This window comes from Kineosporiaceae bacterium SCSIO 59966, from assembly GCA_020881835.1.
GTDB lineage: Bacteria > Actinomycetota > Actinomycetes > Actinomycetales > SCSIO-59966 > SCSIO-59966.
The window spans coordinates 1,415,348-1,430,165 of record CP052876.1 but is presented as its reverse complement, the minus strand read 5'-3'; the positions used below and the strand labels follow the sequence as shown (position 1 = coordinate 1,430,165).

Genomic DNA, 14,818 nt, shown 5'->3' with positions numbered 1-14,818 from the left:
TGGAGGCAGCACCCATGAGCACCGCACTGGCCGACCTGAGCCGGGCCGGCGTCGCCGTCTGGCTCGACGACCTGTCCCGCGAGCTGATCGCCGGCGGCGACCTGCAGCGTCTCGTCGACGAGCGGCACGTCGTCGGCGTCACCTCGAACCCGACGATCTTCGCCTCGGCGCTCGCCGAGGGCGAGCAGTACAGCGACCAGGTCCGTGAGCTCGTCGCCCGCGGTGCGGGCGTCGAGGAGGTGGTCCACGAGATCACCACCACCGACGTCCGGGACGCGTGCGACCTGCTGCGGCCGGTGCACGAGCGCACCGGCGGTGTCGACGGCCGGGTCAGCCTGGAGGTGGACCCGCGACTGGCCCGGGACACCGACGCCACCGTCGAGGCGGCACGCACCCTGTGGAAGGCGGTGGACCGGCCGAACCTCTTCATCAAGATCCCGGCCACCGTGGAGGGACTTCCGGCGATCACGACCGCACTCAGCGAGGGGATCAGCGTCAACGTCACGCTGATCTTCAGTCTGGACCGCTACCGCGCCGTGATGCAGGCCTTCCTCACCGGGCTCGAGCAGGCCCGTGAGGCCGGGCGGGACCTGTCCACCATCCACTCGGTCGCCAGCTTCTTCGTCAGCCGGGTGGACTCCGAGGTCGACGGCCGGCTCGACGCGATGACCGTCCCCGAGGCCGCTGAGCTGCGCGGCCGCGCGGGACTCGCCAACGCCCGGCTCGCCTACCACGCCCACCGGGAGGTGTTCTCCACCCCGCGCTGGCAGGTGCTGGCCGAGGACGGCGCGCACCCGCAGCGGCCGCTGTGGGCCTCGACCGGGGTCAAGGACCCGGCCTACCCCGACACCCTCTACGTCACCGAGCTCGTCGCCCCGGGCACCGTCAACACGATGCCGCTGAAGACCCTCGAGGCGGTCGCGGACCACGGCGAGGTCGTCGGCGACACCGTGACCGGCACCGAGACGGAGTCCGCCCGGGTGTTCGACGCCCTCGCCCGGCTCGGGGTCTCCTACACCGACGTCACCGACCAGCTCGAGCGCGAGGGCGTCGAGAAGTTCGAGAAGTCGTGGGAGGAGCTGCTGGCCACTGTTCGGGAGGAGATGGACAAGGCCCGTGCGGAGATGGACAAGGCCCGCGCGGCGATGGACGACGCACCGCGGGCGCGGTCGTGACCGACCTGCACGTCACCGTCGCCGGACCGGCCCGGGACGCCGCTGACCGGCACGTCCCCCGCCTCGTCGCGGACGGCGTGGCCTCCGGCGTCCGCCGTCAGGACCCCGACCTGTGGGGCCCTGGGGCGCGCCAGGAGGCAGCGGTCCGGCTCGGCTGGGTGGCCGCCCACGAGCGGTCGCGCGAGCTCGTCGAGCCGATCACCCGGCTGCGCGAGGAGCTGCGCGCCGAGGGCGTCGACCGGGTCGTGCTGTGCGGGATGGGCGGCTCGTCCCTCGCCCCCGAGGTCATCACCGCGACTGCCGGCGTGCCGCTCACCGTCCTGGACTCCACCGACCCGGACCAGGTCCGTCGCGCTCTGGCGGAGCGCCCCGAGGCGACCGTCGTCGTCGTGTCGAGCAAGTCCGGGACGACCGTGGAGACCGACAGCCAGCGCCGGGCCGCCGAGGCCGCGCTCCGCCAGGCCGGGGTGGACCCGGCCCGGCGGCTGGTCGTCGTCACCGACCCCGGCTCCCGGCTCGAGCAGACCGCCCGGGACGGCGGCTACCGGGCCGTCTTCCTCGCCGACCCGGACGTCGGCGGCCGGTACAGCGCGCTGACCGCGTTCGGGCTGGTGCCCGCCGGGCTGGCCGGGGCCGACGTGGCCGCCCTGCTCGACGAGGCCGCCGCGGCGGACCCGCTGCTGTCCGCCGACACCCCGGACAACCCGGCGCTGCGCCTGGGGGCCGCCCTGGGCGGCACCGACCCGCTGCGCGACAAGGTGGTGCTCGTCGACGCCGGGGCGGGCCTGCCCGGCTTCGGGGACTGGGCCGAGCAGCTGCTCGCCGAGTCCACCGGCAAGCAGGGCACCGGACTGCTCCCGGTCGTCGTCGGACCCGGGGCGCCCGAGCTCGACGACCCGGCCGACGACCTGCTCGTCGTCCACCTGGAGCCGGGCGGAGGCGGCGGCCTCGCCGGTACCGGCGCTGGTCCCGCCCACGTCGGCACCGGCGGCCCGCTGGGCGCGCAGCTGCTGCTGTGGGAGTACGCCACGGCGGTGGCCGGCCGGCTGCTCGGGGTCAACCCGTTCGACCAGCCCGACGTCGAGTCCGCCAAGCAGGCCGCCCGCGGCCTGCTCGACTCCCGGCCCGCGCCGGCGCCGCCGGCGCTGACCGAGGACGGTGTCGAGGTGCGCGGCAGCGGCGGCCTGCTCGACGGGGTGGAGGACCTCGACGGCGCGCTGGCCGCCCTGCTGTCCCGGCTCGACACCGAGCGCGGCTACCTGGCGGTGATGGCGTACGTGGACCGCGAGGGCGGCACCGGCCTGGACGCCGTCCGGGACGCCCTGGCGGCCCGCACCGGGCGGCCGGTGACGTTCGGGTACGGGCCGCGGTTCCTGCACTCCACGGGCCAGTACCACAAGGGCGGCCCGGCGACCGGGTGCTACCTGCAGGTCACCTCCGGCGTGCCGGAGGACCTGCCCGTCCCCGGGCTGCCGTTCACCTTCGGCGAGCTGATCGCCGCCCAGGCCGCCGGGGACGCCGACGTGCTCGCCGCCGCCGGCCGCCCGGTGCTGCGCCTGCACGCCACCACCCCCGCGGCCCTCGACCGGGTCCGGACGCTGCTGGGCGGCGGGTGAGCCCGGCCCGGGTCGCCCCGGGCCGCAACCCGCTTCGCGACCCCCGGGACAAGCGGCTCCCCCGCATCGCCGGCCCGTCGAGCCTGGTCCTGTTCGGCGTCACCGGTGACCTGGCCCGCTCGAAGCTGCTGCCTGCCGTCTACGACCTCGCCAACCGCGGCCTGCTGCCCCCCGGGTTCGGCCTCGTCGGCTTCGCCCGCCGGCAGTGGGCGGACCAGGACTTCGCCGAGGTGGTCCACGACGCCGTGCGGGACAACGCCCGGACGCCGTTCTCCGAGAGCGTCTGGCAGCAGCTCTGCGAGGGCCTGCGGTTCGTGCCGGGCGAGCTGGACGACGACGAGTCCTACGAACGGCTGGCGCGCACCGTCGCCGAGCTGGACGCCGAGCGCGGCACCGGCGGCAACCACGCGTTCTACCTCTCCGTGCCGCCCCGGTACTTCGCCGAGGTCACCCGCCGGCTCGCGGCGTCCGGGCTGTCGACACCGGTGCGGGGCCAGTGGCGCCGGGTCGTGGTGGAGAAGCCCTTCGGTCACGACCTGGCCAGCGCCCGAGAGCTCAACGAGGTGGTCGAGTCGGTGTTCCCGCCGGACGCCGTGTTCCGAATCGACCACTACCTCGGCAAGGAGACGGTGCAGAACCTGCTGGCGCTGCGGTTCGCCAACCAGCTGTTCGAGCCGGTCTGGAACGCCCACTACGTCGACCACGTGCAGATCACGATGGCGGAGGACATCGGGATCGGCGGGCGGGCCGGCTACTACGACGGCATCGGCGCAGCCCGGGACGTCATCCAGAACCACCTGCTCCAGCTGCTGGCGCTCACCGCGATGGAGGAGCCGGTGTCGTTCGACGCCCAGGACCTGCGGGCGGAGAAGGAGAAGGTGCTCTCCGCCGTCCGGCTGCCCCCGGACCTGTCCCGCGGCACCGCCCGAGGCCGCTACGCGGCCGGCTGGCAGGGCGGTGAGCAGGTCCGCGGGTACCTGGAGGAGGACGGCGTCCCGGACGGGTCGAGGACCGAGACCTACGCCGCGCTGACCCTCACCGTCGACACCCGGCGCTGGGCCGGGGTGCCGTTCTACCTGCGGACCGGCAAGCGGCTCGGCCGCCGGGTGACGGAGATCGCTGTGGTCTTCAAGCGGGCCCCCCACCTGCCGTTCGAGCACACCGCCACCGAGGAGCTCGGGGAGAACGCGCTGGTCATCCGGGTGCAGCCGGACGAGGGGGTGACGATCCGGTTCGGCTCCAAGGTGCCCGGGACGGCGATGGAGGTCCGGGACGTGACGATGGACTTCGGCTACGGGCACTCGTTCACCGAGTCCTCACCGGAGGCCTACGAGCGGCTGCTCCTGGACGTGCTGCTCGGCGAGCCCCCACTGTTCCCTCGGCACCGGGAGGTCGAGCTGTCCTGGCAGATCCTCGACCCGGTGATCCGGCACTGGGAACGCCGCGGGGAGCCGGAGGACTACCCCGCCGGCAGCTGGGGACCGGCCTCCGCCGACCGGATGATGGCCCGTGACGGGCGTGCCTGGCGGCGCCCGTGATCGTCGACCTGCCGCAGACGACCACCGGCGCCGTCGCCCGGGCGCTGGTCGAGCTGCGCGACCGCGGCGGGGCGGTGGCGCTGGGCCGGGTGCTGACCCTCGTCGTCCCGACCGACGAGCACGGTGTCGAGGGCGCCGTGCGGGCCGCGAACGACGCCTCGCGGGAGCACCCGTGCCGGGTCATCGTGCTGTCCCGGGGAACCCGGCGCGGCTCGGACCGTCTCGACGGCCAGCTGCGGGTCGGCGGGGACGCCGGCGCCAGCGAGGTCGTCGTGCTGCGCACCTACGGCCAGGTGGGCGACCACCTCGACGCCCTCGTCGTCCCGCTGCTGCTGCCCGACGCCCCGGTCGTGGCCTGGTGGCCGGGCCCGCCCCCGGACCGGCCCGCGGCGGACCAGGTCGGGGCGATGGCCCAGCGGCGGATCACCGACGCCGCCACCGCCGCCCGACCCGGGGCCGCGCTGCGTCGCCTGGCCGCGGGCTACACCCCCGGTGACACCGACCTGGCCTGGACCCGGGTGACGCTGTGGCGGGCGCTGCTCGTCGCCGCGCTCGACCAGCCGCCGTTCGAGCCGGTGGAGCGGGTCACCGTCACCGGGGCCAGCGACAGCCCGAGCGCGGACCTGCTCGCCGCCTGGCTCGGCTCCCGGCTGCGCTGCCCGGTGCGCCGGGTCCGCACCGGGCGCGGCAACGGGCTGGAGGCGGTTCGCCTCGACCGCCCGACCGGCCCGGTCGCGATCGAGCGGGGCCAGGGGGACGTCGCCGTGCTGACCCACCCCGGCCGACCCGACCAGCGGGTCTCCCTGCCCCGCCGCAGTGACAGCGACTGCCTCGCCGAGGAGCTGCGCCGGCTGCACCCTGACGACGTCTACGGCCAGGTGCTGACCCGTGGCCTGGAGGAGGTCCTGTGAACCCGAGCCCGCCGACGGTCGTCGTGCACCCCGGCGCCGACGTGCTGGCCGCGGCAGCGGCCGCCCGGCTGGTCACCCGCCTCGTCGACGCCGTCACCTCCCAGGGGGAGGCGCACCTCGTGCTGACCGGCGGGAGCATGGGTACCCGGGTGCTCGCCGAGGTCGCCGGCTCACCGGCCCGGGACGCCGTCGACTGGCGCCGGGTGCACCTGTGGTGGGGCGACGAGCGGTACCTGCCGGCCGGGCACGCCGACCGCAACGAGACCCAGGCCCGTCGCGCCCTGCTCGACCGGCTCGACCTCGACCCGGCGCGGGTCCACCCGGTCCCCGCCTCCGACGACGAGCCCCGCGAGGACGTCGAGGCCGCGGCCGCCCGCTACGCCGAGGAGCTGCGGGCGGTCAGCCGGCCGGAGGACCCCGCCGACGTACCGGCGTTCGACGTCGTGCTCCTCGGGGTCGGGCCGGACGGGCACTGCGCCTCGCTGTTCCCTGAGCACCCGGCCGTGCACGAGACGCAGCGGACGGTCGTCGGCGTGCACGGGGCGCCGAAGCCCCCGCCGACGCGGGTGTCCCTGACCTTCCCCGCGCTGGACGCCGCGCAGGAGGTCTGGTTCGTCGTGTCCGGTGCCGACAAGGCACCCGCGGTGACGATGGCGCTCAGCGGTGCGGGGCGGGTGCAGGTGCCCGCGGCCGGTCCGCGCGGGCGGCGCCGGACGCTGTGGCTGCTCGACCGCGCCGCGGCCGGTGGGCTGCCCGGTGACCTCGCCGGCTGACCGGGCTGGCTGCTAACGCCGGCTGCTAGCGGACGATCCGCTTGGCGCGCAGCGCCTCGAGGGCCTCGGCGAGGATGGCCTCGCCGTCGGCGTCGCTGCGACGCTCCTTCACGTACGCGAGGTGGGTCTTGTAGGGCTCGTTGCGCGGCGGCGCCGGTGGGTTGTCCCGGTCCTGGCCGGCGGGGAAGCCGCAGCGCGGGCAGTCCCAGGTCTCGGGGACCTGCAGCCCCTCCTCCTCGGCGAAGCTGGGTCGCGTCTCGTGCTGGTTCGCGCACCAGTACGAGACGAAGAACCGCGGGGCGGCCTCGCCCCGCTCGGCCTCACCCATCGGGCCTGCTCCGACCCGGCTCCCCCGGATCGCGTTGCCACCAGCCACCGTTCCTCGCTCCCTGTCGTGCTCGTCGTGCTCGTCGTCCTCGTCGTGCTCGTGGTACCTGCCGTGCCCGGCGTCCTGGCCCCGGTCAGCCCTGCGGGAAGAACCGCTCGATGACGCCGAGCAGCACGATCACCACGGACCAGACGACGGCCACCCCGATGGTGAACCGGTTGAGGTTGCGCTCCGCGACACCGGAGCTCGCCGCCCCGGAGGACATCCCGCCACCGAACATGTCCGACAGACCGCCGCCGCGTCCCTTGTGCATGAGGATCAGCAGCACGAGGAACAGGCTGGTCAGGGCGAGCAGCACCTGGAGGGTGATGCGCAGAGCGGTCACAGCGGGCCTTTCGAGCCGTCGGTCGGTCCGGACGCCGGACAGGATACGTGCTCCGGCGTCACAGGCCGACCTGGTGATGCCGGTAGCGGCAGATCGCAGCGAACTCCTCGGCGTCCAGGCTCGCCCCACCGACCAGCGCCCCGTCGACGTCCGGCTGGGCCATGATCGACGCGACGTTCCCGGACTTCACCGACCCGCCGTACAGCACCCGCACGCCCTGGGCCACGGCGTCGCCGTGGCGTTCGGCCAGCCGCCCGCGCAACGCTGCGCAGACCTCCTGGGCGTCCTGCGGGGAGGCGACCTCACCGGTGCCGATCGCCCAGACCGGCTCGTAGGCCACGACGAGACCGACGAGCTGCTCCTCGGTCGCGCCCGCCGCGACCAGCGCGTCCAGGACGCCGTCGAGGGAACCAGTGCAGTGCTCGACGTGCCGCTGCTCCTGGCGGACGGCGAGGTCCTCACCGAGGCAGACGATCGGGGTCAGGCCGTGCCGGAGCGCGGCGTGCGCCTTGGCGCCGACGAGGGCGTCGTCCTCGTGGTGGTGCTGGCGGCGCTCGCTGTGCCCGACCACGACGTAGGTGCAGCCCAGCCGGGCCAGCATCCGGGCGGAGACGTCACCGGTGTAGGCGCCCTCGTCGTACGGGGAGCAGTCCTGCGCCCCGTACCGGACGGCGAGCCGGTCGCCGTCGACGAGCGTCTGCACCGAGCGCAGGTCCGTGAACGGCGGCAGCACGGCCACCTCGACCTCGGCGACGTCGTGCTTGGCGTCCTGCAGGGTCCAGGCGAGCTTCTGCACCAGGTGGGTCGCCTGGAGGTGGTCGAGGTTCATCTTCCAGTTCCCCGCCATCAGCGGGGTCCGGGTGACGGCCATCAGGCGAGCACCTCCAGCCCGGGCAGCGTCTTGCCCTCGAGGTACTCCAGGCTCGCACCGCCGCCGGTGGAGATGTGCCCGAAGTCGTCGTCGGAGAACCCGAGCAGCCGCACGGCGGCGGCGGAGTCCCCGCCGCCGACCACGCTGAACGCCTCGGAGCGGGCCAGCGCCTCGGCCAGCGCCCGGGTGCCCTCGGCGTACGGCGCCATCTCGAACGCGCCCATCGGCCCGTTCCAGAACACGGTGCGGGCCTCGCCGACGTGCCGGGCGAACTCGGACGCCGACCGGGGGCCGATGTCCAGGCCGATCCGGTCGGCCGGGATCGCGTCGGCCGGGACCACCTCGTGCTCGGCGTCCGCGCTGAACGCGGTCGCCGCGACGACGTCGGTGGGCAGCACGAACTCCACGCCGCGCTCGCTCGCCGTCTCGAGGTAGCCGCGCACGACGTCCACCTGGTCGGCCTCCAGCAGGCTCGAGCCGACCTCGTGGCCCTGCGCGGCGAGGAAGGTGAAGGCCATGCCGCCACCGACGAGGATCCGGTCGGCGGTACCGAGCAGGTTCTCGATGACACCGAGCTTGTCGGAGACCTTCGCGCCACCGAGGACGACGACGTAGGGCCGCTGCGGGTCCTCGGTCAGCCGCCGCAGCACCTCCACCTCGGCGAGCACGAGTCCGCCCGCGGCGTGCGGCAGCCGCTGTGCGACGTCGTAGACGCTGGCCTGCTTGCGGTGCACGACACCGAACCCGTCGGAGACGTAGACGTCGGCCAGGGCGGCGAGCTGGTCGGCGAACGCGCCGCGCTCGTCGTCGTCCTTGCTCGTCTCCCCCGGGTTGAACCGCAGGTTCTCCAGCAGCAGCAGCTCACCGTCGCGCAGGGCGGCGACGGCCGTGCGGGCCTGCTCCCCGACGGTGTCGCCGGCGAACCGGACGGTCGTGCCGGGCAGCAGCTCGGTCACCCGCTCGTGCACGGGCCGCAGCGAGTACCGCTCGTCCGGTGCACCCTTCGGCCGGCCGAGGTGGGCGACGACGACCACCCGTGCGCCGGCCCCGAGCAGTCGCTGCCAGGTCGGCAGCGACGCCCGGATCCGGCCGTCGTCGGTGATGGTCGTCCCGTCGAGCGGCACGTTGAGGTCGCTGCGCACGAGGACGCGCCGCCCGCGCAGGTCGCCGAGGTCGTCGATGGTCTTCACGCCCTGGGCCCCTGGGTCACAGGTCGCGTCCGACGAGCTGGACGAGGTCGACGAGCCGGCTGGAGTAGCCCCACTCGTTGTCGTACCAGCCGACGACCTTGACCTGGTCGCCCAGCACCTTGGTGAGGCCTGCGTCGAAGATGCACGAGTGCGGGTCGGTGACGATGTCGGACGACACGATCGGGTCCTCGGTGTACTTGAGGATCCCCTTGAGCGGCCCCTCCGCGGCTGCCTTGACGGCGGCGTTGACCTCCTCGACGGAGGTCTCGCGGCTCGCGGTGAAGGTGAGGTCGGTGGCCGACCCGGTCGGCACCGGCACACGCAGCGCGTAGCCGTCGAGCTTGCCCTTGAGCTGCGGCATCACCAGCCCGATGGCCTTGGCGGCGCCCGTCGACGTCGGCACGATGTTGATGGCGGCGGCGCGGGAACGGCGCAGGTCCTTGTGCGGGCCGTCCTGGAGGTTCTGGTCCTGGGTGTACGCGTGCACGGTCGTCATCAGGCCGCGCTCGATGCCGACGGAGTCGTACATCACCTTGGCCATCGGGGCCAGGCAGTTCGTCGTGCACGAGGCGTTGGAGATGACCGTGTGCCGCGCCGGGTCGTAGTCGCCGTCGTTGACGCCGAGGACGACGGTGACGTCCTCGTTCTTCGCCGGCGCGGAGATGATGACCTTCTTGGCGCCGGCGTCGACGTGCGCCCTGGCCTGGGTCGCGTCGGTGAACCGGCCGGTGGACTCGATGACGACGTCCGCGCCGAGCTCGCCCCACGGCAGCCTGGTCGGGTCGGTCTCGGCCATGGCCCTGAACGTCCTGCCACCGACGGAGATGTCGTCGTCGGTGTAGCTGACGTCGTCGAGGCGCCCGAGGATCGAGTCGTACTTCAGCAGGTGCGCGAGCGTCTTGTTGTCGGTGAGGTCGTTGACGCCGACGATCTCGATGTCCGCGCCGTTGGCGATCGCGGCACGCAGGAAGTTCCGGCCGATGCGGCCGAAGCCGTTGATACCTACTCGGGTGGTCACTACGGGTGCCCTCCTCGGCACGCGCCGGACGCACCGGCGCTGGTTGGTGTCACGTGCTCGGTACTGGTTTCGACCCTAGGGGATACCCGCAGGTCGACGCTCACCAGAGGTCCTCGGTCCCCCCTGGTGGGCCGTTGGTCACCCCTCGAGCATGTCCGGGGTGATGCTCGCGTCCGTGCCGGGGACGCCGAGCTCGGCGGCCCGGCGGTCGGCCATGGCGAGCAGCCGGCGGATCCGGCCGGCGACGGCGTCCTTGGTCATCGGCGGGTCGGCCAGCTGGCCGAGCTCCTCCAGCGACGCCTGCCGGTGCTGGAGCCGGAGCCGTCCGGCGGCCTGGAGGTGCTCGGGCACCTCGTCCCCGAGGATCTCCAGGGCCCGCTCCACCCGGGCGCCGGCGGCCACCGCGGCCCGCGCCGAGCGGCGCAGGTTCGCGTCGTCGAAGTTCGCCAGCCGGTTCGCGGTCGCCCGGACCTCCCGGCGCATCCGTCGCTCCTCCCAGGTCAGCACCGCGTCGTGGGCGCCGAGCCGGGTCAGCATCGCGCCGATCGCGTCGCCGTCCCGGATGACGACCCGGTCGACGCCCCGGACGTCGCGGGCCTTGGCCGGGATGCCGAGCCGCCGGGCGGCACCGACGAGCGCGAGGGCCGCCTCCGGGCCGGGGCAGGTGATCTCCAGGGCGGAGGAGCGACCAGGCTCGGTCAGCGAGCCGTGCGCGAGAAAGGCGCCGCGCCAGGCCGCCTCGGCGTCGCAGGTGGCCCCGGACACGACCTGCGGCGGCAGTCCGCGCACGGGCCGGCCGCGCGGGTCGAGCAGCCCGGTCTGGTGGGCCAGGGCCTCGCCCTCGCGCACGACCCGGACGACGTACCGGGAGCCACGGCGCAGCCCGCCGCCGGAGACCACGAGCATCTCGCTGGTCTTGCCGAACACCTCGGCGACGTCCTTGCGCAGCCTGCGCGCCGCCACCCCGGTGTCGAGCTCGGCCTCGACGACCACCCGGCCGGAGACGATGTGCAACCCGCCGGCGAACCGCAGCAGCGACGACACCTCCGCCTTGCGGCAGCAGGTCCGGGTGACATCGAGGCGGCTGAGCTCGTCCTTCACCTGTGCGGTCAGCGCCATGGCGGACATCCTGCCACCGCGCTCACGTGCCGACGTCCCCGAGCACCCCGTCGAAGACGTCCCGGAACGCGGCGGCCAGCCGCAGCGGGTCGTGCCGGGCGGTCCCGTCGCCGAGGCTGACCTGACGCAGCACCAGGCGGCCGCCGGCCGCGGCGACAGCGGCGGCCAGCGCGTCCACGTCGTCCACCGCGGTGGGGTCGGCGAGCACGACGTCCAGCCGCATCGCCGGTGCGTGCGCACGCAGCGCCTCCACGTGCTCCTGTGCGGTGAGCCCGGCGGTCTCCCCGGCGTCCGCCTCGAGGTTGAGCACGACGCAGCGCCGGGCCCGGGTCGTGGTCAGCGCGGCGGCCAGGTCGGGGACGAGCAGGTGCGGGGTGACGCTGGTGAACCACGAGCCGGGACCGAGGACCACCCAGTCGGCGTCGCGGACGGCGTCGAGGGCCTCGGGGCAGGACGGCGGCTCGGCCGGGGTGAGCCGCAGCCCGACCACCCGGCCGCGCGTGGTGGCGACGGCGACCTGCCCGCGCACGACGTGGACGTCGTCCGGGTGGTCGGGGTCCAGGCCGGTCACGTCCGCCTCGATGTCGAGCGGGACGAGCGCCATCGGCAGCACCCGCCCGCGGGCCCCGAGCAGCCGGGCCACCCAGTCCAGGCCGGCGACGGGGTCCCCCAGCAGGTCCCACAGGGCGACGATGAGCAGGTTGCCGACGGCGTGGTCGTCCAGGCCGCCGTCGCTGCGGAACCGGTGCTGCAGCACGTCCCGCCAGGTGCGCCCCCACTCCCCGTCGTCGCACAGCGCGGACAGCGCCATCCGCAGGTCCCCTGGCGGCAGCACGTCGAGCTCGCGGCGCAGCCGCCCACTGGAGCCACCGTCGTCGGCGACGGTGACGACGGCGGTGAGCCGGTCGGTGAGGTGGCGCAGCGCCTGCAGCGAGGCGGCCAGCCCGTGCCCGCCGCCGAGCGCGACGACGCGCGGCGACGGCCTCACTCGCGCCCCAGGTCACGGTGCACGGCGCGGGCTCGGACGCCGGTGGCCGCGAGGCGCCGCGCGATCTCCTCGCTGAGCGCCACGGACCGGTGCTTGCCGCCGGTGCACCCGATGGCGATGGTGACGTAGTGCCGGTTCTCCCGGCGGTACCCCGCCATCACCGGTTCGAGCGCGGCGACGTACCGGTCGACGAACTCCGCGGCGCCGGGCCGGCTCAGCACGAAGTCGGCGACCTTCTCGTCCTGCCCGGTGAACGGCTCGAGCTCGGGGATCCAGTGCGGGTTCGGCAGGAACCGGACGTCGACGACGTGGTCGGAGTCGACCGGCAGGCCGTACTTGAACCCGAACGACATGACCGTGACCCGCAGCCCGGAGGCCTGCGGCTCGGCGAACAGCTCCGAGATCTTCGCCCCGAGCTCGTGGACGTTGAGGGCGCTGGTGTCCACGACGACGTCGGCGGTGGCGTGCAGGTCCCCGAGCAGCTCCCGCTCGCGGGCGATGCCGTCGAGGATCCGGCCGTCCGCCTGCAGCGGGTGCGGTCGCCGGACGGACTCGAACCGGCGGACGAGGGTCTCGTCGTTGGCGTCGAGGAACAGCACCCGCAGGTCGATCGCCCGCCGGCGCAGTTCGGCGAGGGACTCGGTGAGGTCGGTGAAGAAGGTGCGCCCCCGGACGTCGACGACGACGGCGACCCGGGGAACCTTGCCGCCGGCCCGGGCGGCCAGCAGGGCCAGCGGCGCGAGCATCTGCGGCGGCAGGTTGTCCACCACGTACCAGCCGAGGTCCTCGAGCACGTTCGCGGCGGTCGTCCGACCGGCCCCGGACATCCCGGTGATGATGAGGATCTCCGGGCCGGTGACGTCGGGCAGCTGCTCACCCTGCTGCTCGGCGTGCTGCACGGGCGGCGGGTCGGGCGTCGGGCTCGTCACGGCGCCCATGATGGCAGCCGGTGGGCCGCTCAGCCCTCGAGCACCTCGCCGGTGGCGAGGTTGACCGCGGGAGCGGCCCCCGCCGGCTCCCGCAGCGCGTCGACGACGGCCTGCGCGGTGGCCGGTCCGATGCCGGGCACCGTGGCGATCTCCTCCGCGGTGGCGGCGCGCAGCCGCTTGAGCGAGCCGAACCGCTTGAGCAGCGCGGCACGCCGCGCCGGGCCCAGGCCGGGGACGTCGTCCAGCACGCTGCGGGTCATCGCCGAGCTGCGCCGTTGCCGGTGGTAGGTGATGGCGAACCGGTGGGCCTCGTCGCGCACCCGCTGCAGCAGGTAGAGGCCCTGGCTGGTGCGCGGCAGCACGACCGGGTGGTCCTCACCGGGCAGCCACACCTCCTCGAGCCGCTTGGCCAGGCCGCACAGGGCGACGTCGGTGACGCCGAGCTCCTCCAGCGCCCGGGCGGCCGCGGCGACCTGCGGCTGCCCGCCGTCGACGACGACGAGGCTGGGCGGGTAGGCGAACCGACGGCCCTGCTCGCCCTCCGCGACGAGCTCCCCGGACTCCACCCGCTCGTCGAGGTAGCGACGGAACCGGCGGCCGATCACCTCGTGCACGGCGGCGACGTCGTCCTGGCCGCCGGTCCCGCGGACGGCGAACCGCCGGTACTCGGACTTGCGGGGCAGGCCGTCCTCGAACACGACCATCGAGGCGACCACCTCGGTGCCCTGCAGGTTGGACACGTCGAAGCACTCGATCCGCAGCGGGGCGTCGGCGAGCCCGAGAGCGTCCTGGATCTCCTGCAGCGCCTGGCTGCGGGTGGTGAGGTCCCCGGCGCGCCGGGTCTTGTGCAGGGCGAGGGCCTGGGTGGCGTTGCGCTGCACGGTCTGGGCGAGGGCGCGCTTGTCGCCCCGCTGCGGCACCCGGACGTCGACGCGCCCGCCACGCAGGCCGGTCAGCCAGGCGGTCACCTCCGCCAGGTCCGGCGGCAGCTCGGGGACGAGGACCTCCCGCGGGACGGCGTCCGCGGCGTCCCCGTAGACCTGCTGGAGCAGGTGCTCGACGAGCTCGCCGGTGCTGAGGTCCTCCACCTTCTCCACCACCCAGCCGCGCTGGCCGCGGACCCGGCCGCCGCGCACGTGGAAGACCTGGACGGCGGCCTCGAGCTCGTCCTCGGCGAGGGCGAAGACGTCGGCGTCGGTGGCGTCCGGCAGGACGACGGCGTTCTTCTCGATCGCCCGGCGCAGGGCCTCGACGTCGTCGCGCAGCCGGGCGGCCCGCTCGAAGTCGAGGTCGGCGGCGGCCTGGCGCATCTCCCGCTCGAGCCGGTGGACGAAGCGGCCGGTCGACCCGGCCATGAAGTCGCAGAAGTCCTCGGCGAGGGCCCGGTGGTCCTCGGGGCTGATCGACCCGACACAGGGCGCGGAGCACTTGTCGATGTACCCGAGCAGGCACGGCCGGCCCACCTGGCCGGCGCGCTTGAACACCCCCGCCGAGCAGGTGCGGACCGGGAACACCCGCAGCAGCAGGTCGACGGTCTCCCGGATCGCCCACGCGTGCGCGTACGGGCCGAAGTAGCGGGTGCCGGGCCTCTTGCGTCCGCGCATCACCTGGACCCGGGGGAACTCCTCCCCCATCGTGACGGCCAGGTACGGGTAGGACTTGTCGTCCCGGTACCTGACGTTGAAGCGCGGGTCGAACTCCTTGATCCAGGAGTACTCGAGCTGGAGGGCCTCCACCTCGGTGGCCACGACGGTCCACTGGACGGCGGTCGCCGTGGTGACCATCTGCTGGGTGCGCGGGTGCAGCGAGGCCACGTCGGCGAAGTAGCTGTTGAGCCGTTGGCGCAGGCTCTTCGCCTTGCCGACGTAGATCACCCGCCCGGCGGCGTCGGTGAACCGGTACACGCCGGGCTCGTCGGGGATCTCGCCCGGCTTCGGGCGGTACGTCGACGGGTCGGCCACGGACCCAGCCTAAGGA

General features: G+C 74.4%; 14 protein-coding genes. 5 read left to right on the top strand and 9 right to left on the bottom strand.

The features are described from left to right. The first annotated feature begins 14 nt into the window (after positions 1-14). Genes tal through pgl form a run of 5 tightly spaced genes read left to right on the top strand, consistent with a single transcriptional unit; the run spans position 15 to position 6,013 of the window. Positions 15-1,175, top strand: coding sequence for a transaldolase (gene tal / locus HJG43_06725; GenBank protein UER54290.1), 1,161 nt, complete (start codon positions 15-17; stop codon positions 1,173-1,175). Beyond that, complete coding sequence (locus HJG43_06720) at positions 1,172-2,791, top strand: glucose-6-phosphate isomerase (protein UER54289.1); 1,620 nt, start codon at positions 1,172-1,174, stop codon at positions 2,789-2,791. Before tal ends, HJG43_06720 begins: the two co-directional genes overlap by 4 nt. Further along, entirely contained in the window at positions 2,788-4,329 is a 1,542-nt protein-coding gene (locus tag HJG43_06715; GenBank protein ID UER54288.1) for a glucose-6-phosphate dehydrogenase, read from the top strand. Before HJG43_06720 ends, HJG43_06715 begins: the two co-directional genes overlap by 4 nt. Beyond that, on the top strand, positions 4,326-5,240 hold the full coding sequence (gene opcA / locus HJG43_06710) for a glucose-6-phosphate dehydrogenase assembly protein OpcA (GenBank protein ID UER54287.1): 915 nt from the start codon (positions 4,326-4,328) through the stop codon (positions 5,238-5,240). Before HJG43_06715 ends, opcA begins: the two co-directional genes overlap by 4 nt. Further along, a complete protein-coding gene (gene pgl / locus HJG43_06705; protein UER54286.1) occupies positions 5,237-6,013 on the top strand; it encodes a 6-phosphogluconolactonase in 777 nt (258 codons plus the stop codon). Before opcA ends, pgl begins: the two co-directional genes overlap by 4 nt. A 25-nt stretch (positions 6,014-6,038) precedes the next feature. Here the strand turns inward: pgl and HJG43_06700 are convergent, their stop codons facing one another. The 9 genes from HJG43_06700 to uvrC all read right to left on the bottom strand — a co-directional run bounded on the left by HJG43_06700 (position 6,039) and on the right by uvrC (position 14,802). After that, entirely contained in the window at positions 6,039-6,389 is a 351-nt protein-coding gene (locus HJG43_06700; GenBank protein UER54285.1) for an RNA polymerase-binding protein RbpA, read from the bottom strand. An 85-nt stretch (positions 6,390-6,474) separates the two neighbouring features. Next, positions 6,475-6,726 (bottom strand): preprotein translocase subunit SecG, encoded by a 252-nt coding sequence (gene secG, locus HJG43_06695; GenBank protein ID UER54284.1) that lies wholly within the window; start codon positions 6,724-6,726, stop codon positions 6,475-6,477. Positions 6,727-6,784: 58 nt separating this feature from the next. After that, the gene (locus HJG43_06690) at positions 6,785-7,597 is read right to left on the bottom strand and encodes a triose-phosphate isomerase (GenBank protein UER54283.1); all 813 of its coding nucleotides are present in this window, start codon (positions 7,595-7,597) and stop codon (positions 6,785-6,787) included. Beyond that, positions 7,597-8,787: a phosphoglycerate kinase gene (locus HJG43_06685; GenBank protein ID UER54282.1), complete on the bottom strand. Its 1,191-nt coding sequence runs from the start codon at positions 8,785-8,787 to the stop codon at positions 7,597-7,599. Before HJG43_06685 ends, HJG43_06690 begins: the two co-directional genes overlap by 1 nt. Before the next feature lie 16 nt (positions 8,788-8,803). Further along, positions 8,804-9,805 carry a type I glyceraldehyde-3-phosphate dehydrogenase gene (gap, locus tag HJG43_06680; GenBank protein UER54281.1) on the bottom strand — a complete coding sequence of 334 codons (1,002 nt, stop codon included), beginning with the start codon at positions 9,803-9,805 and terminating at the stop codon, positions 8,804-8,806. A 138-nt stretch (positions 9,806-9,943) separates the two neighbouring features. Further along, positions 9,944-10,924, bottom strand: a complete 981-nt coding sequence (gene whiA / locus HJG43_06675) for a DNA-binding protein WhiA (GenBank protein UER54280.1) — start codon at positions 10,922-10,924, stop codon at positions 9,944-9,946. 22 nt (positions 10,925-10,946) lie between these two features. Further along, complete coding sequence (yvcK, locus tag HJG43_06670) at positions 10,947-11,912, bottom strand: uridine diphosphate-N-acetylglucosamine-binding protein YvcK (GenBank protein ID UER54279.1); 966 nt, start codon at positions 11,910-11,912, stop codon at positions 10,947-10,949. After that, positions 11,909-12,850: an RNase adapter RapZ gene (gene rapZ / locus HJG43_06665; GenBank protein ID UER54278.1), complete on the bottom strand. Its 942-nt coding sequence runs from the start codon at positions 12,848-12,850 to the stop codon at positions 11,909-11,911. The genes yvcK and rapZ overlap by 4 nt, the downstream gene beginning before the upstream one ends. Positions 12,851-12,870: 20 nt before the next feature. Beyond that, complete coding sequence (gene uvrC / locus HJG43_06660; protein ID UER54277.1) at positions 12,871-14,802, bottom strand: excinuclease ABC subunit UvrC; 1,932 nt, start codon at positions 14,800-14,802, stop codon at positions 12,871-12,873. Positions 14,803-14,818 lie beyond the last annotated feature (16 nt).